This window comes from Streptomyces sp. NBC_01537 (assembly GCF_045040445.1).
Taxonomy (GTDB): Bacteria; Actinomycetota; Actinomycetes; order Streptomycetales; family Streptomycetaceae; genus Actinacidiphila.
On the sequence record NZ_CP109392.1, the window covers coordinates 3,715,242 to 3,739,915 of the forward strand.

A 24,674-nucleotide genomic window follows, 5' to 3' on the forward strand; every position below is an offset into this window, starting at 1 on the left:
ACGTGATCACTGACCGGGGCCGCTTCCCCCCTCCCGTACCCTCGTGACCATGTCGCTCTACGCCGCGTACGCCGGCAACCTCGACGCCCGGCTCATGACCCGCCGCGCCCCGCACTCCCCCCTGCGCGGCACCGGCTGGCTCACCGGCTGGCGCCTCACCTTCGGCGGCGAGCAGATGGGCTGGGAGGGCGCGCTGGCGTCCCTCGTCGAGGACCCGCTGCACCAGGTCTTCGTCGGCCTCTACGACATCGCCCCCGTCGACGAGGAGTCGATGGACCGCTGGGAGGGCGTACCGCTGGGCATCTACCGGCGCACGATGATCCGCGTCGACACCCTGGACGGCGACATCCCCGCCTGGGCCTACGTCCTCAACGACTACGAGGGCGGGCTGCCCTCGGCCCGCTATCTGGGCGAGATCGCCGACGCGGCGGAGTCGGCGGGCGCGCCGCACGACTATGTGATGGAGCTGCGCAAGCGGCCCTGTTAGTCGTTGCGGTGACGCTGTTCAGTCCGGTGACAGCGGCTGCTCGGCCCAGATGGTCTTTCCCGTGGGGGTCTGCCGGCTGCCCCAGCGCTGCGTGAGCTGGGCGACCAGCAGGAGGCCGCGGCCGCCCTCGTCGTAGTCGTTCGCGCGGCGCAGGTGCGGTGAGGTGGAGCTGCCGTCGGACACCTCGCAGATCAGCGCGCGGTCGCGGATCAGCCGCAGCCGCATCGGCGGGACGCCGTACCGGATGGCGTTGGTGACCAGTTCGCTGACGACCAGTTCGGTGACGAAGGCGGCCTCCTCCAGCCCCCACCGCGACAGCTGCTCCACCGCGTTCTGCCGGGCGGTGGCCACCTGCGCGGGATCCGGCGACAGGTCCCAGGCGACCGCCCGGTCGGCGCCCAGGGCGCGGGTCCGGGCCAGCAGCAGGGCCACGTCGTCGCTGGGCTGCTCCGGCAGCATGGCTTTGAGCACCGCGTCGCACATGGCCTCCAGCGAGCCGCCCGGGCCGGCCAGCGCCCGGCGCAGTTCGGCGGTGCTCTGGTCGATGTCGCGGCCTCGGTCCTCGATCAGCCCGTCGGTGTACAGGGCGATCACCGAGCCCTCGTCCAGCTGGAGTTCCGTCGACTCGAAGGGCAGTCCGCCGATCCCCAGCGGCGGCCCCGCGGCCATGTCGACGAGTTCCACCGTGCCGTCGGGGCGCAGGACGGCGGGCGGCGGATGTCCGGCGGCGGCCAGCGTCAGGCCGCGCGACACGGGGTCGTAGACCGCGTACAGGCAGGTCGCGCCCAGTTCCGCGATGTCCTCGCCGGCGCTGTCGTCGGTCGACAGGTGGACGACCAGGTCGTCCAGGTGGGTGAGGAGCTCGTCCGGCGGCAGGTCCACGTCGGCGAGGGTGCGCACGGCGGTGCGCAGGCGTCCCATGGTCGCCGAGGAGTGGATGCCGTGGCCCACCACGTCGCCGACGACCAGGGCGATCCGGCTGCCGGACAGCGGGATCACGTCGAACCAGTCGCCGCCGACGCCCGCCACGGAGTCGGCCGGGAGATAGCGGTGGGCGACCTCCACGGCCGCCTGCCGGGGCAGCCGCTGCGGCAGCAGGCTGCGCTGGAGGGTCAGCGCGGTCGCCCGCTCCCTGGCGTATCTGCGGGCGTTGTCCACGCAGACGGCGGCGCGGCTGGCCAGTTCCTCGGCCAGGGAGACGTCGTCGGCGGTGTACGGGTCCGGGCGTACGGCCCGTGCGAAGACCGCGACGCCCAGCGTGGTGCCACGGGCCAGCAACGGCACCGCCAGCAGCGAACGGGCGCTCCTGCTGTGCTTGCGGGTCATGGCGGCCCGCGCGTTGTGCTCCTCGATCCACCGCTCCAGGTCAGGGTCCCCGGCCTGGCTGAGCACCGCCCGCCCGGTGGCGAGGGCGTGGGCGGGAGGCGAGAACGGCGGGTAGGTGTCGATCTCCCCGACCGGGACGGCGGCCTCCGTTCCCGTCCCGGGGCCGCCCCAGTGCGCGGCCCGGCGCAGCACGACATCGGTGTGCACCTCGGCCGAGGAGGGCTCTTCCGCCCTCAGCGTCCAGTCGAACAGGTCGACGCTGGCGAAGTCGGCGAAGCGGGGCACGACCAGCTCCACTAGTTCCTCGGCGGTCCGGACCACGTCCAGCGTGGTGCCGATGGAGGTCGCGGCCTCGTTCAGCAGGGCCAGCCGCTGCCGGGCCCAGTGCTGCTCGCTGCTGTCGAAGGCCGCCGTGCCGACCGCGACCAGCTTCCCGAAGGCGTCCCGTACGGGCCACATCTCCACGTTCCAGGCGTGCTCGCGGCCGCCGGGCTTCGGAGCGCCGTAGCCCTCGAAGCGCACGGGATTCCCGGTCCTGAGCACCTCGCGCTGGTGCTGGAGGTAGCGCTGCGCGGACGGGTCGAAATCCGGCAGGATCTCCCGGAGGGACCGCCCCAGCAGCGACGCCTCGGCGAATTCGGTACTCAGGCCGGCCGTGGTGTTGAACCGCATGATCCGTTGCCCGGTGTCGAACGCGGCCATCGCCACGGACGCCTGCTGGAACACCTGCTCGGCCACCGTGGGCTCCAGCGCACCCGCCGCGGTCGCGGTGACGAGGTAGCCCTGCGGTGCGCCCTCGCCGTCGAGCAGGGGAAAGGCCCGCAGGGCCAGGTCGATGACGTGCCCGTCCCGGCGCCGGAGGGCGACCTCGGCGGCCAGCACGGCCAGTGCCTGGCGCGACGGCGGACCGCCGGCCAGCAGCTCTGCCGCCGCACGCCCCACGACCTCCTCGGCCGCGTAGCCTGTCAGCCGCTGTGCCCCTTCGCTCCACCCCGTCACAACGCCCCATGGGTCGACGAGCGCCACGGGGTCGGGATGCACCATATGGTCAACAATGAACCAATTGTCACCCTGCTTCAACCCGGCGGACGGACCCGGCCAGGGGCGACCCGGGGCCGGGGCCGGAGGGAGCGCGGAGATCCGGGAGGAGGACGGGAGGGGGACGGTCAATCGTGGGTTCCTACGAAAAACCCCGGCCCAGTACATAGGACGTCTACGCGCGTAGGCCTTTACCGGTTACCCTCGTGCACGTGAACTCCTCCCCAACCTCCGACATCACCGGCGGCCCGCAGGCCGACCCCCACGCGGCCGCGGAAGCGGCAGCCGCGCGGCTGCGCGAGCTGACCGGTGGAGAGACCCATGACGTGGCCCTGGTAATGGGCTCCGGATGGGTCCCCGCCGCCGATGAGCTCGGGGCGGCCGAGTACGAATTCCCGATCACCGAACTGCCCGGCTTCCCGGCGCCCGCCGTGGCCGGGCACTCCGGCAAGGTGCGGTCGGTCCGGATCGGCGGCGTGCGCGCGCTGATCTTCCTGGGCCGCAACCACCTGTACGAGGGCAAGGGCGTGGCGACCGTCGTGCACGGTGTGCGCACGGCCGTCGCCGCGGGCTGCAAGACCGTCGTGCTGACCAACGGCTGCGGCGGCCTGCGCCAGGGGATGTACCCCGGGCAGCCGGTCCTGATCAGCGACCACATCAACCTCACCGCGACCTCCCCGATCATCGGGGCGAACTTCGTGGACCTGACCGACCTCTACTCGCCCCGCCTGCGCGCGCTGTGCAAGGAGGTCGACGGCACCCTCGAAGAGGGCGTGTACGTGCAGTTCCCCGGCCCGCACTACGAGACCCCGGCCGAGATCGGCATGGTCCGGGCGATCGGCGGCGAGCTGGTCGGCATGTCGACCACGCTGGAGGCCATCGCCGCGCGGGAGGCGGGCGCCGAGGTACTCGGCATCTCGCTCGTCACCAACCTGGCCGCCGGTATGACCGGCGAGCCGCTCAACCACGAAGAGGTCCTGGAGGCCGGCCGCGACTCGGCGGCCCGGATGGGCTCCCTCCTCGCCCAGGTGCTGAACCGCCTCTGACCCTACGGACGGTTGCCGGGCGCGGCCCCCGGGTACCCGTCCCGACACACCACCACCCCGTAACAACCCCGTACCGCCCCGTACAAGACACAGCAGGAGCATGACGTGGCAGCAGCAGAGCTGATCCAGCAGGCGCGCACCTGGCTCGCCGAGGACCCCGACCCGGACACCCGGGCCGAGCTGGAGACCCTGCTGGCGGCCGTCGAATCCGGTGACGCCGCCGGTGAGGCTGCCGCCGCCGACCTCGCCGCCCGTTTCGCCGGCACGCTGCAGTTCGGCACGGCGGGGCTGCGCGGCGAGATCGGCGCGGGCCCGATGCGGATGAACCGCTCGGTCGTCATCCGGGCGGCGGCCGGCCTGGCCGCGTACCTCAAGGCCAACGGCAATGCGGGCGGCCTGGTGGTGGTCGGCTACGACGCCCGCCACAAGTCGTACGACTTCGCCCTCGACACCGCCGCCGTCATGGTCGGCGCCGGCCTGCGCGCCGCCGTGCTGCCGCGCCCGATGCCGACCCCGGTGCTGGCCTTCGCCATCCGTCACCTGGGCGCGGTCGCGGGCGTCACCGTCACCGCGAGCCACAACCCGCCCCGCGACAACGGCTACAAGGTCTACCTCGGCGACGGCTCGCAGATCGTGCCGCCCGCCGACTCCGGCATCGCGGCCGGGATCGACGCGATCCGCTCGCTGACGGAGGTCCCGCTGGCGGCGGACGGCTGGCAGATCCTGGGCGACGAGGTGCTGGACGCCTACCTGGCCCGTACGTCCTCCGTGGTGGACACCCACTCGCCCCGCGATGTCTCCGTGGTCTACACCCCGCTGCACGGGGTCGGCCGCGAGACCCTTACCGCCGCCTTCAAGAAGGCGGGCTTCCCGGCCCCGACCACCGTCCCCGAGCAGGCGGACCCGGATCCGGACTTCCCGACCGTCGCCTTCCCCAACCCGGAAGAACCCGGCGCGATGGACCTGGCCTTCAAGTCCGCCCAGTCCATCGGCCCGGACATCGTCATCGCCAACGACCCCGACGCCGACCGCTGCGCCGTCGCCGTCCCGGACCGCACCTCCCCGTCCGGCTGGCGCATGCTCCGCGGCGACGAGGTCGGCGCCCTCCTGGCCACCCACCTCGTCCACAAGGGCGCCACCGGCACCTTCGCCGCCAGCATCGTCTCCTCCTCCCTGCTGTCCCGCATCGCCGCCGACGCGGGCCTGGAGTACGCGGACACCCTCACCGGCTTCAAGTGGATCGCCCGCGTGGACGGCCTCCGCTACGGCTACGAAGAGGCCCTCGGCTACTGCGTCGACCCCGAAGGCGTCCGCGACAAGGACGGCATCAGCGCCGCCCTCCTCATCGCCGAGCTCACCGCCGAGCTCAAGCAGCACGGCCGCACCCTGACCGACCTGCTCGACGACCTCGCGCTGCGCCACGGGCTCCACGCCACCGACCAGCTCTCCGTCCGTGTGGCCGACCTGTCGCTGATCGCCGACGCCATGGCCCGCCTGCGCGAGGCTCCCCCCACCGCTCTGGCCGGGCTGCCCGTCCTCACCGCCGAGGACCTCACCAAGGGCACCGCGGACCTCCCGCCCACCGACGGCCTGCGCTACCACCTCTCCGGCACCCCCGCCTCCGGCGTCTCCGCCGCCCGCGTCATCGTCCGCCCCTCCGGCACCGAGCCCAAGCTCAAGTGCTACCTGGAGGCCGTCGTCCCCGTCACCGGCGCCGAGGGCCTGACCACGGCCCGCGCCCGCGCCGGAGCCGTCCTGGCGGCCCTGAAGGCCGACCTGTCGGAGGCGGCGGGCATCTGACGCCGAGTGAGTAGCACCGGGCCCCTGCAGTCACCGCGGGGGCCCGGCGTACTTCCCCGTTCCCCGGGTCAGAAGACGAACGGCCCCGGGTCCTGGACGGTCGTGGCCTGGCAGGTCACGGTGACTCCCAGGTACAGGACCGACAGGGAGTACGCGTCGCCGGTGGCCAGGTAGGAGTCGAGGCTGTCGCCCGAGGCGACCGTCCCGGTGAGCGGCCCGACGGTGATCGGGTCCCCGGACGCCATGGCGGGGTTGACCGTGCCGGTGAAGTGGGTCTGGGTGTCGCCGCCGTTGAGGGTGAGCGCCAGGTCGCTGGCGAGCGTGTTCTCGCCGATGGCGATGGGCGCTGTCAGGGCCGTGCTCAGTGTGATGGTGGCGGTGTCACCGTCCTGGGTCGCGGTGAGGGTGGCGGCGCCGCCGCCCCAGATGCCGCAGTCGTAGGTGGCGGAGGCCGATTCCGGCGTGACCGCTACGGCGCTCGGCGCGAGAGCCAGTAGCGCGGCCGCGGCCACTGTGAAGCCGATGCCTAACCTGGTGCCTTTCATGGGGGATCCCTTCGCTGTTGCTGCGGCCATATCTGACGGGTCGTCGGATACGGCAGCGCTCATTGATGCGCGAGGATCTAGAGAGAGCAAGGGAGACGCTTACCGGACCGTACGATTCCGGCCACTTCCCCTGGCGCCCGGCCGCGTTCCACAGGGCATGATTCTTTCGCAGTATCTTTACATCGCATCCTTGAATGTTTAAGTGGATGCGATAGCGTCCAGTGGATGAAAGCGCACATAACTCCCTTGCACAGACCGGGACTTGCCGATCTGGCGAGCCTTGTCCGCGCGCCTGCGGCTCTCAGCGTCCCCGGTGACGTACTGGCCGGAGCCGCCGCGACCGGCCGGCCCGACTGGCCCCGGACACTGGGCATGACGGCCTCCTCGGTCTGCCTGTACTGGGCGGGCATGGCCCTCAACGACTACGCCGACGCCGCCGTCGACTCCGTGGAACGGCCCGGCCGCCCCATCCCCTCCGGCCGGGTGCCACGGCGCACCGCACTGAGCACCGCGAAAGGGCTCACGGCCGCCGGACTCGGCCTCGCCGCGCTGTCGGGCGGACGCCGGGGCCTGGCGGTGGCGGTACCGCTGGCCGGGGTGGTGTGGGCGTACGACCTGGCGCTGAAGTCCACTCCGGCCGGGCCGGCGGCGATGGCCGGGGCCCGCGCCCTCAATGTGCTGGCCGGGGCACGCGAGATCCGCCCCGCCCTGCCCGCCGCGCTCGCGGTGGGAGCGCACACATACACGGTCACGCTGCTGAGCCGCCACGAGGTGGGCGGCGCCCCGGCCTCCGTGCCGGCGGCGACTCTGGCGGGCAGCACGGCGGTCGGGCTGGCCGCCGCGGCCTTCCCGTGGCGCCGGTCCGGCACGAGGGCCGGACGGGCCGGGGCCGCTGTCGCGGCGGCCGGGTATGTGGCCGCGTACGGACGGGCGCAGGCCGGGGCCCTTCGCGATCCCTCGGCGGGCAATGTACGGCGGGCCGTGGGCTCGGGCATCCTCGGGCTGATCCCGCTGCAGGCCGCGCTGACGGCCGGGGCGGGCGCGGTGGGCGCGGCCGCCGTACTGGCCACGGCGCACCCGCTGGCCCGGCGGCTGTCCCGGAAGGTGTCGCCCACATGACGGCGCCCGCGGCCCCGGCGTCCGGGTCACCAGCGTCCGGGACCCCCACGCCCGGGATGCGCTTCGGGTACGGCACCAACGGCTTCGTCAACCACCGGCTCGACGATGTCCTGACCATCCTCGCCGACCTCGGCTACGACAACGTTTCCCTCACCCTCGACCACGGCCATCTCGACCCGTACGCCGACGACCTGCCCCGTCGGGTGGCGGCGCTGGCCCGGCGGCTGGACCGGCTCGGGCTGTCGGTGATGGTCGAGACCGGCGCGCCGTATCTCCTGGACCCGTGGGGCAAGCACCTGCCCAACCTGATGTCCGGCCCCGAAGGCACCTCGCGCCGCGTGGACCTGCTGGAACGCGCCATACGCATCGCCGCCGACCTCGGCTCCCCCGTCGTCCACCTGTGCAGCGGCCCGGCCCCCGACGGGATCCCCGGCGCCGAGGCCTGGGACCGGCTCACGGCCGGCTGCGAGGCGGCCCTGAAGACCGCGGAGGCGTACGGCATCGCGCTGGCCTTCGAGCCGGAGCCGTACATGTTCATCGACGTGGTGGACCGCTGGCTGGAGCTGAGCCGCAGGCTGGGCGGGCACGAACTGTTCGGCATCACGCTGGACATCGGCCACGCCCACTGCGTCGAGGAGATCCCGCTGCTCGACTGCGTAACGCTCGCCGCCCCCCACCTGGCGAACGTGCAGATCGAGGACATGCGGCGGGGCATTCACCAGCATCTGGAATTCGGAGCCGGAGAGATCGACTTCCCGCCCGTGCTCGCGGCCCTCGCCGCGACCGGTTACCGGGGCCCGGTATCCGTGGAGATCCAGGGCGCCGCCCTGGACGCCCCCGAAGTGGCGCGCAGGTCAATGGAGTTCCTGCGCACCGCGACGGCCGCCGCCGCCTCGGCAGCCGTCTAGCCCGACGCACCACCCGTACAGCCGGTGCCACCCGCACCACCCCGTCCGTTCCCCGCACGACGCGACCCGGCCCGTCCCCACGGAGCCGCATTGCGCGGGCCCCCTCCAGAGGAACAGGGCAATGCCAACCGAGCACATCGAACACCCCGAGCACACCGAACCGCATCCTCATGACATCGCGCGCGACGTGCTGCGTCCCGCGCTCGACCTCCAGCTCACAGGACCCGCGCTGACCTGGCTGGATGCCGCCGTCACCCGCGCCGCCGGCGACCCTTCGTCGCTGCGGGCCGACTTCCCCGCCGCCGGGCGCGGCTGCGGCCGTGGGCCGCTCGCCGGAACCGCCTGGCTCGTCGAGGACGCCGCCCGCGCGCTCCTGCTGACCGCGCTGCCGCTGTCCGGCCCCGCGCTCGCCGCCGAGGCGGCCGTGCTGTACGAACGCGGCGACTCCGCCGAGCGGCGCGCGGTGCTGCACGCGCTGCCGCTGCTGGACGCCGCCGACCCCGGATTCACCGGGCTCGGCCTGCCGTTGGTCCGCGACGCGCTGCGCAGCAACGACACCCGGCTGATCGAGGCGGCCCTCGGCCCGTACGCCGCCCGGCGGCTGCCGGACGACGAATACCGGCAGGCTGTCCTGAAGTGCGTCTTCTGCGAGATCCCGCTGGCCCGGGTCGCCGGTCTGGCGGACCGCGCGGACACCGAACTGGCCCGGATGCTCGCCGACTTCGCGGACGAGCGGATCGCCGCGGGCCGCGAGGTGCCGGACGACATCGGGCCCGTCGTCCGCCGCTTTCCCCACGTGCTGACGGGAGCCGTGTGATGCGTATCTTCGACCCCCACATCCACATGACCTCCCGGACCACCGACGACTACGAGGCGATGTACGCGGCCGGTGTCCGGGCCGTCGTCGAGCCGTCCTTCTGGCTGGGCCAGCCGCGCACCTCGGTCGGCGCCTTCACGGACTACTTCGACGCCCTCCTCGGCTGGGAGCCCTTCCGGGCCGCCCAGTTCGGCATCGAGCACTTCTGCACCATCGCGCTGAACCCGAAGGAGGCCAACGACCCGCGCTGCCTGCCGGTCCTGGACGAGCTGCCCCGTTACCTGGCCAAGGACCGGGTCGTCGCGGTCGGCGAGATCGGCTACGACTCGATGACCCCGGAGGAGGACAAGGCGTTCGCCGCCCAGCTCCAGCTCGCCGTCGAGCACGACCTGCCGGTGCTGGTCCACACCCCGCACCGCGACAAGGCCGCCGGGACCCGCCGCACGCTGGACGTCGTACGCGAGTCGGGCATCGCGCCGGAGAGGGTGCTGGTCGACCACCTCAACGAACTGACCGTGGGCATGGTCGCCGACGCGGGCTGCTGGATGGGCTTCTCCATCTATCCGAGGACCAAGATGAGCGAGGACCGCATGGTCCGCATCCTCCGCGACCACGGCACCGGCCGGATGCTGGTCAACTCCGCCGCCGACTGGGGCCGCAGCGATCCGCTCAAGACCCGGAAGACGGCCGACGCCATGCTGGCCGACGGCTTCGACTCCGAGGCCGTGGACACCGTGCTGTGGCGCAATCCGGTCGCCTTCTACGGGCAGAGCGGCCGCCTGGAGCTGGAGGACCTGACGCCGGAGGGCCTGGCCCCCGACCCCTCGGCGCTCTTCGAGGGCAACTCGGTCAAGCGCGGCGGGGAGTGAGCGGCCATGCGATTCCGGCACTCCGACGGCACGGCCGTCCACCTCGCCTACTGCAGCAATGTGCACACCGCCGAGGACCTGGACGGTGTGATCGCCCAGCTCGCGCAGTACGCCGAACCCGTCCGTGAGGAGCTCGGCGCCGACCTGCTGGGCATCGGCCTGTGGCTGGCCCGCGACGTGGTGACCGAACTGGCCGCCCGGCCCGAGGCGGTGACCCGGCTCCGGTCGGAGCTGGGGGCGCGCGGTCTGGAGACCGTCACGCTCAATGCCTTCCCCTACGCGGGCTTCCACGACGAGGTGGTGAAGAAGAAGGTCTATCTGCCCGACTGGGCGGACGAGGAACGGCTTGCCTACACCCTGGACTGCGCCCGCGTGCTGACCGGGCTGCTGCCCGAGGACGCCGAGCGCGGCAGCGTCTCCACGCTGCCGCTGGCCTGGCGCACTTCCTGGCCGACGGAGCGCGCGGATGCCGCCCGGCGGGCCCTGGACCGGCTCACGGAAGGGCTGGCCGGACTGCACCGGGAGACCGGGCGGCGGGTCCGGGTCGGCTTCGAACCGGAGCCCGGCTGCGTGGTGGAGACCACCGTGCAGGCGGTCCGGGAGTTGCGCGGGCTCGACCCCGAGTGGCTCGGGGTGTGCCTGGACGCCTGCCATCTCGCAGTGCAGTTCGAGCGGCCGGGCGCGGCGCTGCGGCGGCTCGCGGACGCGGGCCTGCCGGTGGTAAAGCTCCAGGCCTCGGCCGCGCTGCAGGCCGACGATCCGTCGGACCCGGCGGCCCGCGCCGCCCTGGAAGGGTTCGCCGAGGAGCGGTTCCTGCACCAGACGCGGACGGCCACCCTGGCCGGGGTCAGCGGTGTGGACGACCTGCCCGAGGCCCTGGCGGGCGGACTGGACCCGGGCGCGGCCTGGCGGGTGCACTTCCACGCCCCCCTGCACGCGGAACCCGAGCCGCCACTGCGGACCACCACGCCGGAGCTCGCCGACGTACTGGGCTGGCTGCTCGGCAAGGAGCGGGCGCTGTGCGACCACATCGAGGTGGAGACGTACACCTGGTCCGTTCTGCCGGAGGCGCTGCGCCCCGACGGTCCCCAGGGCCTGGTCAGGGGCATGGCCGCCGAACTGGCCTGGACCCGGGACCTGATGCTGCGCCTGCGCCTGACCGCCGACTCCGCCCAGCACAGTACGCAGCGCAGTACACAGCAGAAGGAGACCGTCGCATGACCCGGCTCGTCGTCCTCGACATCGCGGGGCTCACCCCGCGGCTCCTGCGCCATATGCCGTCGGTGTCCGCCCTCGGCGAGCGCGGCTTCCGGGCCCGGCTCGACACCGTGCTGCCCGCCGTGACCTGCACCGTCCAGTCCACCTTCCTCACCGGCGCGCCGCCGCGCGACCACGGGGCCGTCGCCAACGGCTGGTACTTCCGCGACCTCGGCGAGGTGCTGCTGTGGCGGCAGCACAACGCCCTGGTCGGCGGCGAGAAGCTGTGGGAGACCGCCCGCCGCTCCGACCCGGGCTACAAGGTCGCCAACATCTGCTGGTGGTACGCGATGGGGGCCGACGTCGACCTCACCGTCACCCCCCGCCCCGTCTACTACTCCGACGGCCGCAAGGAGCCCGACTTCTACTCCTGGCCGCCCTCTCTCCACGACGAGCTCACCGACCGCCTCGGCCCCTTCCCCCTGTTCACCTACTGGGGCCCGAACGCCGGAATGCCGTCCACCCAGTGGATCCTCGGCGCCGCCCGCCAGGTCTTCGACGAGCACCGCCCCGACCTGACCCTGGTCTACGTACCCCACCTGGACTACGAGCCGCAGCGCTCCGGCCCCGGCTCCCCCGCCAGCGCCCGCGCCGCCCGCGAGCTCGATGCGGCGCTCGCCCCGCTGATCGACCACTTCCTGCGCGAGGGCGCCACCGTCGTCGCCCTGAGCGAGTACGGCATCGCCCCCGCGAACCGCCCGGTCGACATCAACCGTGCGCTGCGCCGGGCCGGGCTGCTCCAGGTCCACACCCAGGACGGAATGGAGTACCTGGACCCGTGGACCTCGCGGGCTTTCGCGGTCGCCGACCACCAGGTGGCGCACATCTACGTACGCGACCCGGCCGACACCGAGGAGGTGGCCGGGATCGTCGCCGCCCTGGACGGCGTGGACGAGGTGCTGGACGAGGCCGGCAAGGCCAAGCACTCCCTGGACCACGAGCGCTCCGGCGAGCTGGTGGCGGTCGCGGCGGCGGACTCCTGGTTCACCTACTACTACTGGCTGGACGACGACCGGGCCCCGGACTTCGCCCGCCAGGTCGAGATCCACCGCAAGCCCGGCTACGACCCGGCGGAGCTGCTGTGGGACCCGGCCGTCCCGGCGCTGAAGCTGCGGGCGGCCGGCCAGGTGGCCCGCAAGAAGCTCGGCATGCGCTACCGGATCCGCACCGTCCCACTCGACCCGTCCGGGATCCGCGGCAGCCACGGCCGCCTGCCCGACGACCCGCAGGACAGCCCCGTACTGCTCTGCTCGCAGCCCGAGTCCGCCGGACAGACCCTGGACGCCATAGCCGCCACCGACGTCAAGGGCCTGCTGCTGCGGCTGGCCGGCCTCCCCGCCACCGGAGACGGCGCCGCAGGAGACGACCATGTCTGAAACCACCCTCCCCCCACTGCCCATGCAGCGCACCGCCCTGCTCCACCCGCCCGCCGAGTACGCCCGGCTGCGCGAGCAGAGCCCGGTCAGCCGGATCGCCCTGTGGGGCGGCAACACCCCCTGGCTGGTCACCCGCCACGAGGACGCCCGCACCGTCCTGGCCGACCCCCGCTTCAGCTCCGAGAACTTCCGCGAGGGCTTCCCCGGCCTCCAGCCGACCCCGCCGCCGCGCTCCCCCGGCCAGCTCTTCGCCATGGACCCGCCCGACCACACCCGGCTGCGCCGGATGCTCATCCCCGACTTCACCTTCCGCCGCGTGGAGGAACTGCGGCCGTCCATCCAGCAACTGGCCAACGGCCTGATCGACGACCTGCTGGCCAAACACCCTGCCGGGGCAACCGTCGATCTGGTCGAGCACTTCACCCTGCCACTGCCCCTCCTCGTCATCTGCGAGCTGCTCGGTGTGCCCTACACCGACCGGGAGTTCATCCACCAGCAGGCCGCCGCCTTCGCCACGGTCACCGCCGGCCCCGAAGCGATGCGGGCGGGCTGGGCCGCGCTCTTCGGCTACCTCTGCGAACTCCTCGCCGACAAGTCCCGGCGCCCCGGCGACGACCTGCTGAGCAGGCTCGCGACCGAACGCGTCGCCACCGGTGAGGCCACCGCCGCCGAGGCCGCCGGCATGACGGTGCAGCTCCTCATCGCCGGCCACGAGACAACGGCCGGCATGCTGTCCCTGGGCGTCGTGACGCTGCTGACGCACCCCACGCAGCTCTCCGCACTGCGGGCCGACCCCGAGCTGGTGCCCGGCGCGGTGGAGGAACTTCTCCGCTACCTCACCGTGGTCCATATCGGGATGCGCAGGATCGCCACGGAGGACGTGGAACTCGGTGGCGTCACCATACGGGCCGGCGAAGGTGCGGTCGTCTCCCTCCAGGCCGCCAACCGCGACCCGGAGGCCTTCACCGACCCCGACGCCTTCGACATCACCCGCGATGCCCGTCACCACATCGCGTTCGGACACGGCCTGCACCACTGCCTCGGCCAGTCGCTGGCCAGGGCCGAACTGCAGATCGCGCTGCCCGCGCTGCTGAGCAGGCTTCCGTCGCTTCGGCTGGCGAAACCCGTGGCGGAGTTCGCCTTCCAGGGCCGTGCCGTGCACGGCGTGAGCGAGCTGCCCGTCAGCTGGTGACCGCGAGCAGCACCGCGAGCACGATCGCCCCGGCCACCGCCGGGGCGATCACCTCGTACGCCCACCGCACGGTGATCCCGCCCTGGGCGGCCTCGCTCGCCGCGTTGCGCTCGCGCAGCTCACGCAGGTCGTCGACGGCCTGGTCGGACCAGGCGCGCACCGCGTCCATGTGCGGGTTGAGGGCATCGGCCCGGGAGGGGCGGTCGGAGCGGGCCGTGGCGCGGGCGGCCCGCTTGCGGGCCCGAAGGGACACCGGGATGGCCCAGAGCTGGTACTTGCGGTCGCCCGCGAAGAGCTCGGTGGAGTAGCCGGAACGGATGTCCGTGACCGCGGCCCAGGGAGCGGTGATCGTACGCAGCGGGTTGCGCACCCGGATCCGTGCCTCGCCCGCGGAGACGAGCGGCCGCAGAGTGAAAGCGACCACCAGCGGCACACCGAGCAGCAGCCCGGCGAGAGCGATCCAGGGGGTGCGGCCGTCACCGTTGATGACCGCGTCGCCGCCCAGCCAGCCTGCGAGCACCAGCAGCAGCACACCGCCGGCGATCCCGGCGGCCGAGCGATAGGTGCGCTCTGCGTAGGGGGTCGGAGTCGGGGCCGGAGTGGACTTGTCGGAGCTCGTCATGGGCTCGATTCTGCCTGACCGGCGGGCGAGGGGCGCCCCCGGGCCCGTCAGGACACAGCCTGGTCGTAGCCCGTGTCCGAGTCCGAGTCGTAGACCAGCTTGCCGTCGGCGTCGTAGCCCTTGATGTGCGGGGTCCTGCTGACGGACTGGGTCAATATGCCGGTGGCGGCGAAGTACCCGTGGTCCAGGGCGGCCTCCACCGTCGCCCCGCCGTAGGAGACCGTGACCCTGGCGACGCCGGACTCGATGGTGCCGATGCTGCCCCAGCGATACGGAAGCTTCCAGCTGCCGCTGGAAAGGATGGTCTGCTTGTAGAGCTTGGAGGCGTTGATGTCCGGCGCCACGGCGCCTCGGTTCGGGTCGTTGTCCTCGCCGATGCTGGTGTTGAGGCCGGAGCCCACGCCGCCCTTCTCGGAGCAGATGAGCCTGGTCTTGGGGGTGTCCTTGACCGCGACGACGCCGATGCCGTCGCCGGGGGCGTTGTCGTCGCCGGTGGTCCTCAGGGCGAGGATGATGCGGTAGTCGGCGGCCTTGCCGAGGTCCTGGTTCATCGGTGAGCCCTGGATCCGGTGCGCCTTGTTGTAGTCCAGGCAGGCCGTGAGGGCTTCGGAGGCCCGTTCCAGGGTGATGCCGTCGGCGAGCTGCCCCGGTGTGGCCGGGCCGGCCGCGCCGCTGGGGACGGGCGTCGGCTTCGCGGGTGTCGTGGGCGCCGGGGACGTCGCGGGCGACTTCGAGGAGGCCCCGGGGCGGGCGCTGACGCCCGGGTCGGGACTCCACTGGACGTTCACGGCGTAGGCCGCACCCGGGAGGGCGACGAGCGTGGCGAGGCCGATGCCCATGGCGGCCGCCCGGCGGCGCTGGGCGGCCTGGCCCCGGCGGACGATCGCCGAGTAGGGCGCCTGGCCGGGGGCCACGCTTCCGGCGTCCTCGGTGAGCATTTCGCGCAGCTTCGCCTCGAAGTCGAACGGCTCGTCATCGAACCCGCCGCCGAGCTCGTCGCGAAGAGCCCGGTCGAGCTCGTCGTCAAAGGGACCGTTGCCGTCATTGAAGCCGAACTCCGTCATTTCACACCTCCGTGGTCTGTGGTCAGGCGTTCACGCCGTCCGCGAGCGCCCGGGACACCGCGAGCACCCGGGACACCGCGCTCCTCCGAAGCGCCGAGCCCCGGATACGCGCGCAGTTTGGCCAGCCCCTTGGCCGCCTGGCTCTTGACCGTCCCGGCCGAGCAGCCGAGGGTCTGGGCGACCTCCGCCTCCGAGAGGTCGTCCCAGTACCGCAGGACGACCACTGCCCGCTGGCGGGCCGGCAGCCCGGCGAGCGCTTCCAGCAAGAGCTCGCGCTGGGCGACCCGGGCCGTGGGATCGGCGCCGGTCCCTTCGGGCGGGGCGGCTGTGAGCCGTTCGGCGACCCGGCGTTTTCGGAAACGGTCGCTGTTGCAGCTGACGAGGATCCGGCGGACATACGCCTCCGGATTCTCACTGCGGTTCACCCGCCGCCAGGACCGGTAGGCCTTGGCCAGCGCCGCCTGCGCCAGGTCCTCGGCATAGTGCCGGTCCCCGGAGAGCAGATAGGCCGTCCGCACCAGGTGGGCCCATCTGGCCTGCACAAAAGCCTGGAACTGCGCTTCGTCCTCTGCGTGCATTTTCATCCGCACACCCCCTCAACCCTCCAGACCACCACTTCTCCGGATCCGGTTGCCCGGTCTTCGGATCCGGTTGCCCGCCGGTCTCCGGATCCGGTTGCCCGGCCCGCCCGGCTACCCTGGAAAACCAGCGCGAAAGGTTGCGGTCCCGTATCGGCTGCCCCGGCCGTCCACCGCCCTAGTGACAGTCGCTACGCGCGTAGATATGCTCATCTGGTGACCATGCCCATCACTGTCCCCGCTCACAGCCCCGAGGCCGCGGCCCGGCTGGCGTCCCTGTCGGATGCGACCGCGTCCGACAGCGCCCTGCGCCGCTTCCTGCACGGCCTGCCCGGTGTCGACGCGGTCGGCCTCGAAGGCCGCGCCGCCACCCTCGGCACCCGCTCGATCAAGACCACGGCGAAGGCGTACGCCATCGATCTGGCCATCTCGATGATCGACCTGACCACGCTCGAAGGCGCGGACACCCCGGGCAAGGTCCGGGCGCTGTGCGCCAAGGGCGCCCATCCCGACCCCCTGGACCGCACGACCCCCCGGGTCGCCGCGATCTGCGTCTACCCCGACATGGTGAAGGTGGCCAAGGAGGCCCTCGGCGAATCGGGCGTCCGTGTCGCGTCCGTCGCCACCGCCTTCCCGGCCGGCCGGGCCGCGCTGCCGGTGAAACTGGCCGATGTCGCCGACGCGGTCGCGGCAGGGGCGGACGAGGTCGACATGGTCATCGACCGTGGCGCCTTCCTGGCCGGGCACTATCTGAAGGTCTACGACGAGATCAGGGCCGTCAAGGCGGCCTGCGCACGCCCCGACGGAACCTCCGCCCACCTCAAGGTGATCTTCGAGACCGGTGAGCTGTCGACGTACGACAACATCCGCCGCGCCTCCTGGCTCGGCATGCTGGCCGGCGCCGACTTCATCAAGACCTCGACCGGCAAGGTCGCGGTCAATGCCACACCCCCCAACACGCTGATCCTCCTCGAAGCCGTACGCGACTTCCGCGCGACGGTCGGCGTCCAGGTCGGCGTGAAGCCGGCCGGCGGCATCCGCACCACCAAGGACGCCATCAAGTTCCTCGTCCTGGTCAACGAGACCGTCGGCGAGGACTGGCTGAGCAACGAATGGTTCCGTTTCGGCGCGTCCAGCCTGCTCAATGATCTGCTGATGCAGCGCCAGAAGCTGAGCACCGGCCGTTACTCCGGTCCCGACTACGTGACGGTGGACTGATCACGATGACAACGAAGTTCGAGTACGCCCCCGCGCCCGAGTCCCGGGCAGTCGTCGACATCGCCCCGTCCTACGGGCTCTTCATCGACGGCGAGTTCACCGAGGCCGCCGACGGCAGGGTCTTCAAGACCGTCTCCCCGTCCTCCGAAGAGGTCCTGTCCGAGATCGCCCAGGCCGGCGAGGCCGACGTGGACCGCGCCGTCAGGGCCGCCCGCAAGGCATTCGCCTCGTGGTCCGCGCTGCCCGGCGCCGAGCGCGCCAAGTACCTCTTCCGGATCGCCCGGATCATCCAGGAGCGCTCCCGCGAGCTGGCCGTCCTGGAGACCCTGGACAACGGCAAGCCGATCCGCGAGACCCGCGACGCCGACCTTCCGCTGGTCGCCGCGCACTTCTTCTACTACGCCGGCTGGGCCGACAAGCTCGGCCACGCGGGCTACGGCCCGGACCCCCGGCCCCTGGGCGTGGCCGGCCAGGTCATCCCCTGGAACTTCCCGCTCCTCATGCTGGCCTGGAAGATCGCCCCGGCGCTCGCCACCGGCAACACGGTCGTCCTCAAGCCCGCCGAGACCACCCCCCTGTCCGCCCTCTTCTTCGCGGACGTCTGCCGCCAGGCCGGGCTGCCGAAGGGCGTCGTCAACATCCTGACCGGCTACGGGGACGCGGGCGCCGCGCTCGTCGCCCACCCGGACGTCAACAAGGTCGCCTTCACCGGCTCCACCGCCGTCGGCAAGGCCATCGCCCGGTCGATCGCCGGTACGAACAAGAAGGTCACCCTGGAACTGGGCGGCAAGGGCGCCAACATCGTCTTCGACGACGCGCCCGTCGACCAGGCCGTCGAGGGCATCGTCAACGGCATCTTCTTCAACCAGGGCCAGGTCTGCTGCGCCGGCTCCCGCCTCCTCCTCCAGGAGTCCGTGGCCGACGAGGTGCTGGACGCGCTCAAGCGCCGCCTGTCCACCCTCCGCGTGGGCGACCCCCTGGACAAGAACACCGACGTCGGCGCCATCAACTCCGCCGAGCAGCTGGCCCGTATCACCGCCCTCGCCGACAGCGGCGAGGCCGAGGGCGCCGAGCGCTGGTCCCCCGCCTGCGAGCTGCCCTCATCGGGTTACTGGTTCGCCCCGACGCTCTTCACCGGCGTCACCCAGGCCCACCGGATCGCCCGCGAGGAGATCTTCGGCCCGGTGCTGTCCGTACTGACCTTCCGCACCCCGGCCGAAGCCGTCGAGAAGGCCAACAACAGCCAGTACGGCCTGTCGGCCGGCATCTGGACGGAGAAGGGCTCGCGCATCCTGTCGGTCGCGAACCAGCTGCGGGCCGGTGTGGTGTGGGCCAACACGTTCAACAAGTTCGACCCGACCTCGCCCTTCGGCGGCTACAAGGAGTCGGGTTTCGGCCGCGAGGGCGGCCGCCACGGTCTGGAGGCCTACCTCGATGTCTGACACGCGACTGAGTGTCTTCAAGACCTACAAGCTGTTCGTCGGGGGCAAGTTCCCCCGCAGCGAGAGCGGGCGGGTGTACGAGGTGACCGACTCCAAGGGCCGCTGGCTCGCCAACGCGCCGCAGTCCTCCCGGAAGGACGCGCGCGACGCCGTCGTCGCCGCGCGCAAGGCCTTCGGCGGCTGGTCGGGCGCCACGGCGTACAACCGGGGCCAGGTGCTGTACCGCGTCGCCGAGATGCTCGAAGGCCGCCGCGAGCAGTTCGTACGGGAGGTCGGCGAGGCGGAGGGGCTTTCCAAGTCCAAGGCCGCCGTCGTCGTCGACGCCGCCATCGACCGCTGGGTCTGGTACGCAGGCTGGACCGACAAGATCGCCCAGATCGTCGGTGGCGCCAACCCCGTCGCCGGGCCGTACTTCAACCTCTCCTCGCCCGAGCCGACCGGCGTCGTGGCCGTGCTCGCCCCGCAGGAGTCGTCCTTCCTGGGGCTCGTGTCCGTGCTCGCCCCCGTCATCGCGACCGGCAACACCGCGGTCGTCGTGACGAGCGAGTCCGCCCCGCTCCCGGCGCTGTCCCTGGGCGAGGTGCTCGCCACGTCCGACGTGCCCGGCGGTGTCGTCAACCTGCTGTCCGGGCGTACGGCGGAGATCGCGGCGCCGCTCGCCGCTCACCAGGACGTCAACGCGATCGATCTGGCCGGCGCGGACGAGGTGCTGGCCAAGGAACTGGAGATCGCCGCGGCGGACAACCTGAAGCGCGTCCGTCGTCCACAGGCTGTGGACTGGGCGGCGGAGCCGGGTACGGAGCGGCTCACGGCCTTCCTGGAGACGAAGACGGTCTGGCACCCGGCGGGCGCGGGCGGCTCGGCGGGCTCCGCGTACTGAACCGGACAGGCTCTGGGGTCCGGGCCCGTCAGGGCCCCTGGAGCTTCTTCACCGCGCCGCCGATGACCGGCAGTTCCTCAACCGAGCGGCTGTCGGCGAGCGGCGCGGTGACCATCGCCGTGGAGACCGGCTGGAAGTCGGCGACCTGGGAACCCAGGGAGTTGTCCAGCGGATTGACGTTGGTGTGGGCCAGGGGATTGACCGGAAGGTACTTCACCGTGCCGACGATGGCCTTTCCGGCCTGGCGGCTGCCGTCGGAGGCGGCCTTGGGGCCGTCGACGGGGCCCGCGGCGTGGGCGGCGGCGGTGCCCGCGGAGGCCAGGGCGGCGGCGGAGGACACCACGACCGCGATACGACGGAGGGCGCGGGAGGGGTTCGGCATGACGTCCACCTGTATGGTTCCGTAGCGCGACAGTAGGGCTACGTACGGTATTTGGTTGAACGTCACGCGTCCAAAGCATGACCTGAAGGGTCACTCGGATGGCTTAATGCCTCACACTGGTCTTCCGTGAGCCCCAGCCAAAACGCCCGCGTCATTCTGCTGACCGGACCTTCCGGTTCCGGCAAGTCCTCCCTCGCCGCCCGCACCGGGCTGCCGGTCCTGCGCCTGGACGACTTCTACAAGGAGGGCGACGACCCGACCCTCCCCGAGCTGCCGAGCGGCATCGGGACGGACTGGGACTCGCCGCTGTCGTGGAACGCGGATGCCGCCGTCGCGGCGGTGACCGAGCTGTGCGCGACGGGACGGACATCGGTGCCGGTGTACGAGATCTCGTCGAGCTCGATCACCGGCCGGGCGGCGGTGGATCTGGGCGGAGCCCCGCTGTTCATCGCGGAGGGCATCTTCGCGGCGGAGATCGTGGCGCGGTGCGCGGAACCGGGGCTGCTGGCCGACGCGATCTGCCTGAGCCGGGGCGCGGTGACCACGGCGCGGCGGCGGTTCGTACGGGATCTGCGCGAGGGCCGCAAATCGGTGACGTTCCTGCTGCGCAGGGGCTGGATGCTGATGCGCGCGGAGCGCGGGATCGTGGCGCGGCACGCGGCGCTGGGAGCGCGGGTGTGCGGGCGGGACGCGGCGCTGGAGCGGATCCGCGCCGCGCACCGGCAGCCGGTGCCCGTGGAGGCGTAAGCACACACAGAGAACAGCGAAGCGGGACCGCACAGACCCCCCGGCCATACGGTCCCGCCTCGTCCCCCGTTCCCCCCGCTTCCCCCGTGTCCCCGTTCCCCCGGCCTGACTCCCCCGAATCAGGCGACCAGCTCGCCGAAGGCCTCTTCCTCGGTGCCTTCGCCGAAGCTCAGCGAGTCGTCCTCGCGCAGCCGGCGCAGTGAGCGCCAGATGCTGCTCTTGACCGTGCCGACGCTGATGCCGAGGATGTCGGCGATCTCCGGGTCGGTGCGGCCCTCGTAGTAGCGGAGCACCAGCATGGTGCGCTGGGTCTCGGGAAGCTTGGCGAGCGCCTGCCACAGGACGGTGCGCAGCTCGGTGCCGCGCATGGCGTCGGACTCGCCGACGGTCTCGGGCAGCTCCTCGGTCGGGTATTCGTTGAGCTTGCGCCGGCGCCAGGCGCTGATGTGCAGGTTGGTCATGGTGCGGCGCAGGTAACCGCCGACGGCGGCCTTGTCGCTGATCCGGTCCCAGGCACGGTAGGTGGAGAACAGCGCGCTCTGGAGCAGGTCCTCGGCCTCGTAGCGGTCGCCGGTCAGGTGGTATGCGGTCGCGTACAGGGAGGCGCGGCGCTCCTGGACGTAGGCGGTGAAGTCCGCCTCCGCCGTGGAGGAGTGCCGGTCCCCCGTCTCCCCGTACGCGGATCCCCCGTGGGTTCCCCCGTTGGTACCCCCGTTGTTTCCCCCGTGACCGCCCTCGATCGCCGTCATGTACGGCGGCCGGTTACGGATCACCTGCCGTCCGGTGCCACGAGCGCACCCCCGTCCGCCGGTGGCACCGGACTTCTCCACGCTCCGGACCGCGGTGTGCTGGCGCGGCTGAAGTACTGCGGTGGTCGTCGTGCTGTGCAGTGCGTTCATTTCGCGCCCCCGTCGGTGGAGCCTGCTTCGGTTATTGCGTCGTGCTGTGCAGTGGTGCGACTTGCTGTGCCCAATAGACTGCCGGGCCAGTTTCATGGCCCTGTCCGCCGAGTGTCACAGGCCCGTCACAGACACCGGCTGTGCGGCCACTGTGGGCCTGCGGTACCGCACCCGGGAGTACGTAGGAGAGAATGCGACCGTGCCTTTCCTGTTGCTGATCGAGGACGACGACGCGATCCGAGCCAGCCTCGAACTCGCCCTGTCCCGCCAGGGTCACCGTGTGGTGGCCGCGGCGACGGGCGAGGACGGGCTGAAACTGCTGCGTGAGCAGCGGCCGGACCTGATCGTGCTGGACGTGATGCTGCCGGGCATCGACGGTTTCGAGGTGTGCCGCCGGATCCGGCGGACGGACCAGCTGCCGATCATCCTGCTGACCGCACGCAGCGATGACATCGACGTGGTGGTCGGCCTGGAGTCCGGGGCGGACGACTATGTCCTGAAGCCGGTGCAGCCGCGGGTGCTGGACGCCCGGATCCGGGCGGTGCTGCGGCGCGGGGAGCGGGACAGCTCGGACTCGGCTGCGTTCGGCAGCATCGTGATCGACCGTTCCGCGATGACGGTGTCGAAGAACGGCGAGGATCTGCAGCTCACCCCGACCGAGCTGCGGCTGCTGCTGGAGCTGAGCCGCAGGCCCGGGCAGGCGCTGTCCCGTCAGCAGCTGCTGCGGCTGGTCTGGGAGCACGACTACCTGGGTGACTCGCGACTGGTGGACGCCTGCGTGCAGCGGCTGCGCGCGAAGATCGAGGACGTGCCGTCGGCGCCGACCCTGATCCGTACGGTGCGTGGCGTCGGGTACCGCCTGGACACACCGCAGTGATCAAAGAGCACCAACCTCAGCGGCAGCTGCCGCGCGAAGAACGCACCGGGCAGTCGGAGCCCGCCCGGCTCAACGGCTGGAAGTCGCGGCTGCTGCGGCTCACCAGCCTGCGGCTGCGCCTGGTGGCGGTGTTCGCCGCCGTGGCGCTGACCGCGGCGGTGTCCGCGTCCGGGATCGCGTACTGGCTGAACCGGGACGCCGTGCTGACCCGCGCGCAGAACGCCGCGCTCAACGACTTCCGGGACGCGATGTCACGGGACGCGGGCGCGCTGACGCAGAACCCGTCCTGCGCGAAGATCGAGGACGCTGCGGACTCGATCGGGACCAGCACGCAGAACTACCAGGTGCTGCTCATCCAGGACACCACGTCCGGGCGCTGCACGGCGTCCTCGCGCAGCGGCGGCTTCGGGATCGGCGATGTGCCGGCCAGCCTGCGCAAGGCGGTCGACGATCGGTACCCCAAGCCGAACGACCCGACCGAGTACCACCTGTACTGGCAGCGGGTGAACTTCCACGGGCAGCCGTATCTCATCGGCGGGGCCAGGATGATCGGCGGCGGCCCGACCGGCTACATGTTCAAGTCGCTGGACGCCGAGCGCAAGGACCTCAACTCGCTCGCCTGGTCGCTGGCCATCGCCACCGCCCTCGCCCTGATCGGCGCCGCGCTGCTCGCGCAGGCCGCCGCTTCCACGGTGCTGCGTCCCGTCCAGCGGCTCGGCGAGGCGGCCCGGCGGCTCGGCGAGGGCAAACTCGACACGCGCCTGCGGGTTTCCGGCACGGATGAGCTGGCCGAGCTGTCGCGTACGTTCAACCGCACCGCGGAGCGCCTTGAGCAGCGGGTGGACGAGCTGAGCGCGCGGGAGGCGGCCAGCCGGCGCTTCGTGGCCGACATGTCGCACGAGCTGCGCACGCCGCTCACCGCGATCACCGCCGTCGCCGAGGTGCTGGAGGACGAGGCGGACTCCTTCGACCCGATGATCGCCCCGGCCGTGCGCCTGGTGGTGAGCGAGACCAAGCGGCTCAACGAACTGGTCGAGAACCTGATGGAGGTCACCCGCTTCGACGCGGGCACGGCGAAGCTGGTCCTGGACGAGGTCGACGTCGCCGACATGGTCACCGCCTGCATCGACACCCGCGCCTGGCTGGACGCCGTCGAACTCGACGCGCCGCGCGGCATCTTCGTACGCCTGGATCCGCGCCGGCTCGATGTCGTCCTGGCGAACCTGATCGGCAACGCCCTCAAGCACGGCGGCTCCCCGGTCCGGGTCAAGGTCCGGCAGATCGGCGCGGAGCTGGTGATCGAGGTCGCCGACAACGGCCCGGGCATCCCCGAGGACGTGCTGCCGCATGTCTTCGACCGCTTCTACAAGGCCGACGCCTCCCGCGCCCGCTCCGAGGGCAGCGGCCTCGGGCTGTCCATCGCGCTGGAGAACGCGCACATCCACGGCGGCGAGATCACCGCCGCCAACATCTCCGGCGGCGGGGCCGTCTTCACGCTCCGCCTGCCGAGCTCGCCCGAGCCGGACGGCTCGCCCGGCGAGGAAGGAATCGAGACCACGTGAGAACCGCCCCTCGGCGGGCCGCCGCCGTCCTGGGGGCGGCTCTGTCGCTCGCCGCCACGGCCACCGCGTGCGGGATCCGCGCCACGTCCGTGCCGGTGGACGCCGGGCCGGCGCCCGCGCGCGTGTCGTGCACGCTGCCCGGCGCGACGGCCTCGGCCTCGGCTGCCGGGGAGACCGTACGGCTCTATCTCGTGTGCCGCGGCGCCCAGGTCACCGCCGTGTCCCGCACCGTGGCGGTCGCTCCCGGCGCCACCGCCTCTTCGGACCGGCTCGACACCGCGCGCCGACTGCTGGCCGAACTGCAGAGCAAGCCCGGCGCGGACGAGTCGGCGGCCGGGCTGAGCACCAGCGTGCCCGGCAGTCTGGACCTCGGCGAGGCGCGCCGCACCGACCCCGCCGGCACCCTGCGGCTGGGCGTCCCGCTGGACGAGCTGCCGCCCTTCGCCCTCGCCCAGATCGTGTGCACCCTGGCGGGCACGGCGGCGGGCTCGACCGGCAACACGGTCGTGCTCGGCGGCACCGGATCGGCCGCGCCCCGGCGCTTCAGCTGCACCGAGGATCTGCGCACCCTTCCCGATACCGCGCAGACCGCGGGAACCGCCGTTAAATAACCCGCGTCCTTG

General features: G+C 72.2%; 24 protein-coding genes. 17 read left to right on the forward strand and 7 right to left on the reverse strand.

Annotated features, from left to right (window positions below; translation table 11 throughout):
- The first annotated feature begins 49 nt into the window (after positions 1-49).
- On the forward strand, positions 50-487 hold the full coding sequence (locus OG607_RS16905) for a gamma-glutamylcyclotransferase (protein ID WP_405724000.1): 438 nt from the start codon (positions 50-52) through the stop codon (positions 485-487).
- Positions 488-505: 18 nt separating this feature from the next.
- Here the strand turns inward: OG607_RS16905 and OG607_RS16910 are convergent, their stop codons facing one another.
- A complete protein-coding gene (locus tag OG607_RS16910; RefSeq protein ID WP_405724001.1) occupies positions 506-2,857 on the reverse strand; it encodes a SpoIIE family protein phosphatase in 2,352 nt (783 codons plus the stop codon).
- Between the two features lie 206 nt (positions 2,858-3,063).
- On the opposite strand from OG607_RS16910, the gene OG607_RS16915 reads away from it, so the two are divergent.
- Both OG607_RS16915 and OG607_RS16920 read left to right on the forward strand, forming a co-directional pair.
- Positions 3,064-3,897 carry a purine-nucleoside phosphorylase gene (locus OG607_RS16915; protein ID WP_405724002.1) on the forward strand — a complete coding sequence of 278 codons (834 nt, stop codon included), beginning with the start codon at positions 3,064-3,066 and terminating at the stop codon, positions 3,895-3,897.
- A 105-nt stretch (positions 3,898-4,002) separates the two neighbouring features.
- Positions 4,003-5,697, forward strand: coding sequence for a phospho-sugar mutase (locus OG607_RS16920; RefSeq protein WP_405724003.1), 1,695 nt, complete (start codon positions 4,003-4,005; stop codon positions 5,695-5,697).
- Positions 5,698-5,765: 68 nt separating this feature from the next.
- Here OG607_RS16920 and OG607_RS16925 read toward each other — a convergent pair whose 3' ends face one another.
- Complete coding sequence (locus OG607_RS16925; RefSeq protein ID WP_405724004.1) at positions 5,766-6,242, reverse strand: hypothetical protein; 477 nt, start codon at positions 6,240-6,242, stop codon at positions 5,766-5,768.
- A 225-nt stretch (positions 6,243-6,467) separates the two neighbouring features.
- Here OG607_RS16925 and OG607_RS16930 point away from each other — a divergent pair, with 225 nt between their 5' ends.
- The 7 genes from OG607_RS16930 to OG607_RS16960 all read left to right on the forward strand — a co-directional run bounded on the left by OG607_RS16930 (position 6,468) and on the right by OG607_RS16960 (position 13,780).
- Positions 6,468-7,361, forward strand: a complete 894-nt coding sequence (locus OG607_RS16930) for an SCO3242 family prenyltransferase (protein WP_405724005.1) — start codon at positions 6,468-6,470, stop codon at positions 7,359-7,361.
- Positions 7,358-8,269: a sugar phosphate isomerase/epimerase family protein gene (locus tag OG607_RS16935; RefSeq protein WP_405724006.1), complete on the forward strand. Its 912-nt coding sequence runs from the start codon at positions 7,358-7,360 to the stop codon at positions 8,267-8,269. Before OG607_RS16930 ends, OG607_RS16935 begins: the two co-directional genes overlap by 4 nt.
- Positions 8,270-8,390: 121 nt before the next feature.
- Positions 8,391-9,086: an EboA domain-containing protein gene (locus OG607_RS16940; RefSeq protein WP_405724007.1), complete on the forward strand. Its 696-nt coding sequence runs from the start codon at positions 8,391-8,393 to the stop codon at positions 9,084-9,086.
- Positions 9,086-9,955 (forward strand): TatD family hydrolase, encoded by an 870-nt coding sequence (locus OG607_RS16945; RefSeq protein ID WP_405724008.1) that lies wholly within the window; start codon positions 9,086-9,088, stop codon positions 9,953-9,955. Before OG607_RS16940 ends, OG607_RS16945 begins: the two co-directional genes overlap by 1 nt.
- Positions 9,956-9,961: 6 nt before the next feature.
- Positions 9,962-11,176 (forward strand): metabolite traffic protein EboE, encoded by a 1,215-nt coding sequence (gene eboE, locus OG607_RS16950; RefSeq protein ID WP_405724009.1) that lies wholly within the window; start codon positions 9,962-9,964, stop codon positions 11,174-11,176.
- Positions 11,173-12,588 (forward strand): alkaline phosphatase family protein, encoded by a 1,416-nt coding sequence (locus OG607_RS16955; protein ID WP_405724010.1) that lies wholly within the window; start codon positions 11,173-11,175, stop codon positions 12,586-12,588. The genes eboE and OG607_RS16955 overlap by 4 nt, the downstream gene beginning before the upstream one ends.
- Positions 12,581-13,780: a cytochrome P450 gene (locus tag OG607_RS16960; RefSeq protein ID WP_405724011.1), complete on the forward strand. Its 1,200-nt coding sequence runs from the start codon at positions 12,581-12,583 to the stop codon at positions 13,778-13,780. The genes OG607_RS16955 and OG607_RS16960 overlap by 8 nt, the downstream gene beginning before the upstream one ends.
- Here the strand turns inward: OG607_RS16960 and OG607_RS16965 are convergent.
- The 3 genes from OG607_RS16965 to OG607_RS16975 are packed head-to-tail and all read right to left on the reverse strand — an operon-like array spanning position 13,770 to position 16,044.
- On the reverse strand, positions 13,770-14,402 hold the full coding sequence (locus tag OG607_RS16965; protein ID WP_405724012.1) for a PH domain-containing protein: 633 nt from the start codon (positions 14,400-14,402) through the stop codon (positions 13,770-13,772). The genes OG607_RS16960 and OG607_RS16965 overlap by 11 nt on opposite strands.
- Before the next feature lie 47 nt (positions 14,403-14,449).
- Positions 14,450-15,466, reverse strand: a complete 1,017-nt coding sequence (locus OG607_RS16970; RefSeq protein WP_405724013.1) for a hypothetical protein — start codon at positions 15,464-15,466, stop codon at positions 14,450-14,452.
- A complete protein-coding gene (locus OG607_RS16975) occupies positions 15,463-16,044 on the reverse strand; it encodes a SigE family RNA polymerase sigma factor (protein WP_405736839.1) in 582 nt (193 codons plus the stop codon). Before OG607_RS16975 ends, OG607_RS16970 begins: the two co-directional genes overlap by 4 nt.
- 222 nt (positions 16,045-16,266) lie before the next feature.
- Here OG607_RS16975 and deoC point away from each other — a divergent pair, with 222 nt between their 5' ends.
- Genes deoC through OG607_RS16990 form a run of 3 tightly spaced genes read left to right on the forward strand, consistent with a single transcriptional unit; the run spans position 16,267 to position 19,584 of the window.
- Positions 16,267-17,262, forward strand: a complete 996-nt coding sequence (gene deoC / locus OG607_RS16980) for a deoxyribose-phosphate aldolase (protein WP_405736842.1) — start codon at positions 16,267-16,269, stop codon at positions 17,260-17,262.
- Positions 17,263-17,267: 5 nt separating this feature from the next.
- Positions 17,268-18,704 carry an aldehyde dehydrogenase family protein gene (locus OG607_RS16985; RefSeq protein ID WP_405724014.1) on the forward strand — a complete coding sequence of 479 codons (1,437 nt, stop codon included), beginning with the start codon at positions 17,268-17,270 and terminating at the stop codon, positions 18,702-18,704.
- A complete protein-coding gene (locus OG607_RS16990; RefSeq protein ID WP_405724015.1) occupies positions 18,697-19,584 on the forward strand; it encodes an aldehyde dehydrogenase family protein in 888 nt (295 codons plus the stop codon). Before OG607_RS16985 ends, OG607_RS16990 begins: the two co-directional genes overlap by 8 nt.
- A 28-nt stretch (positions 19,585-19,612) precedes the next feature.
- Here the strand turns inward: OG607_RS16990 and OG607_RS16995 are convergent, their stop codons facing one another.
- Positions 19,613-19,966, reverse strand: a complete 354-nt coding sequence (locus tag OG607_RS16995) for a hypothetical protein (RefSeq protein ID WP_405724016.1) — start codon at positions 19,964-19,966, stop codon at positions 19,613-19,615.
- Positions 19,967-20,092: 126 nt separating this feature from the next.
- On the opposite strand from OG607_RS16995, the gene OG607_RS17000 reads away from it, so the two are divergent.
- Complete coding sequence (locus OG607_RS17000) at positions 20,093-20,713, forward strand: ATP-binding protein (RefSeq protein WP_405724017.1); 621 nt, start codon at positions 20,093-20,095, stop codon at positions 20,711-20,713.
- Positions 20,714-20,832: 119 nt separating this feature from the next.
- Here the strand turns inward: OG607_RS17000 and OG607_RS17005 are convergent, their stop codons facing one another.
- On the reverse strand, positions 20,833-21,612 hold the full coding sequence (locus tag OG607_RS17005) for a SigE family RNA polymerase sigma factor (protein ID WP_405724018.1): 780 nt from the start codon (positions 21,610-21,612) through the stop codon (positions 20,833-20,835).
- A 199-nt stretch (positions 21,613-21,811) separates the two neighbouring features.
- Between OG607_RS17005 and OG607_RS17010 the strand changes: the two genes are divergently transcribed.
- From OG607_RS17010 to OG607_RS17020, 3 genes are read left to right on the forward strand one after another with little or no spacing between them, the layout of a single operon-like run.
- Positions 21,812-22,489 (forward strand): response regulator transcription factor, encoded by a 678-nt coding sequence (locus OG607_RS17010; RefSeq protein WP_329313327.1) that lies wholly within the window; start codon positions 21,812-21,814, stop codon positions 22,487-22,489.
- Positions 22,387-24,051 (forward strand): sensor histidine kinase, encoded by a 1,665-nt coding sequence (locus OG607_RS17015; protein ID WP_405736844.1) that lies wholly within the window; start codon positions 22,387-22,389, stop codon positions 24,049-24,051. Before OG607_RS17010 ends, OG607_RS17015 begins: the two co-directional genes overlap by 103 nt.
- A complete protein-coding gene (locus tag OG607_RS17020) occupies positions 24,048-24,662 on the forward strand; it encodes a hypothetical protein (RefSeq protein WP_405724019.1) in 615 nt (204 codons plus the stop codon). Before OG607_RS17015 ends, OG607_RS17020 begins: the two co-directional genes overlap by 4 nt.
- Positions 24,663-24,674 lie beyond the last annotated feature (12 nt).

Coding starts and splice junctions, on each gene's coding strand:
- OG607_RS16905 (WP_405724000.1), top strand. CDS start 50: ATGTCGCTCTACGCCGCGTACGCCGGCAACCTCGACGCCCGGCTCATG.
- OG607_RS16910 (WP_405724001.1), bottom strand. CDS start 2,857: ATGGTGCATCCCGACCCCGTGGCGCTCGTCGACCCATGGGGCGTTGTG.
- OG607_RS16925 (WP_405724004.1), bottom strand. CDS start 6,242: ATGAAAGGCACCAGGTTAGGCATCGGCTTCACAGTGGCCGCGGCCGCG.
- OG607_RS16930 (WP_405724005.1), top strand. CDS start 6,468: ATGAAAGCGCACATAACTCCCTTGCACAGACCGGGACTTGCCGATCTG.
- OG607_RS16935 (WP_405724006.1), top strand. CDS start 7,358: ATGACGGCGCCCGCGGCCCCGGCGTCCGGGTCACCAGCGTCCGGGACC.
- OG607_RS16940 (WP_405724007.1), top strand. CDS start 8,391: ATGCCAACCGAGCACATCGAACACCCCGAGCACACCGAACCGCATCCT.
- OG607_RS16945 (WP_405724008.1), top strand. CDS start 9,086: ATGCGTATCTTCGACCCCCACATCCACATGACCTCCCGGACCACCGAC.
- eboE (WP_405724009.1), top strand. CDS start 9,962: ATGCGATTCCGGCACTCCGACGGCACGGCCGTCCACCTCGCCTACTGC.
- OG607_RS16955 (WP_405724010.1), top strand. CDS start 11,173: ATGACCCGGCTCGTCGTCCTCGACATCGCGGGGCTCACCCCGCGGCTC.
- OG607_RS16960 (WP_405724011.1), top strand. CDS start 12,581: ATGTCTGAAACCACCCTCCCCCCACTGCCCATGCAGCGCACCGCCCTG.
- OG607_RS16965 (WP_405724012.1), bottom strand. CDS start 14,402: ATGACGAGCTCCGACAAGTCCACTCCGGCCCCGACTCCGACCCCCTAC.
- OG607_RS16970 (WP_405724013.1), bottom strand. CDS start 15,466: ATGACGGAGTTCGGCTTCAATGACGGCAACGGTCCCTTTGACGACGAG.
- OG607_RS16975 (WP_405736839.1), bottom strand. CDS start 16,044: ATGCACGCAGAGGACGAAGCGCAGTTCCAGGCTTTTGTGCAGGCCAGA.
- deoC (WP_405736842.1), top strand. CDS start 16,267: ATGCCCATCACTGTCCCCGCTCACAGCCCCGAGGCCGCGGCCCGGCTG.
- OG607_RS16985 (WP_405724014.1), top strand. CDS start 17,268: ATGACAACGAAGTTCGAGTACGCCCCCGCGCCCGAGTCCCGGGCAGTC.
- OG607_RS16990 (WP_405724015.1), top strand. CDS start 18,697: ATGTCTGACACGCGACTGAGTGTCTTCAAGACCTACAAGCTGTTCGTC.
- OG607_RS16995 (WP_405724016.1), bottom strand. CDS start 19,966: ATGCCGAACCCCTCCCGCGCCCTCCGTCGTATCGCGGTCGTGGTGTCC.
- OG607_RS17005 (WP_405724018.1), bottom strand. CDS start 21,612: ATGAACGCACTGCACAGCACGACGACCACCGCAGTACTTCAGCCGCGC.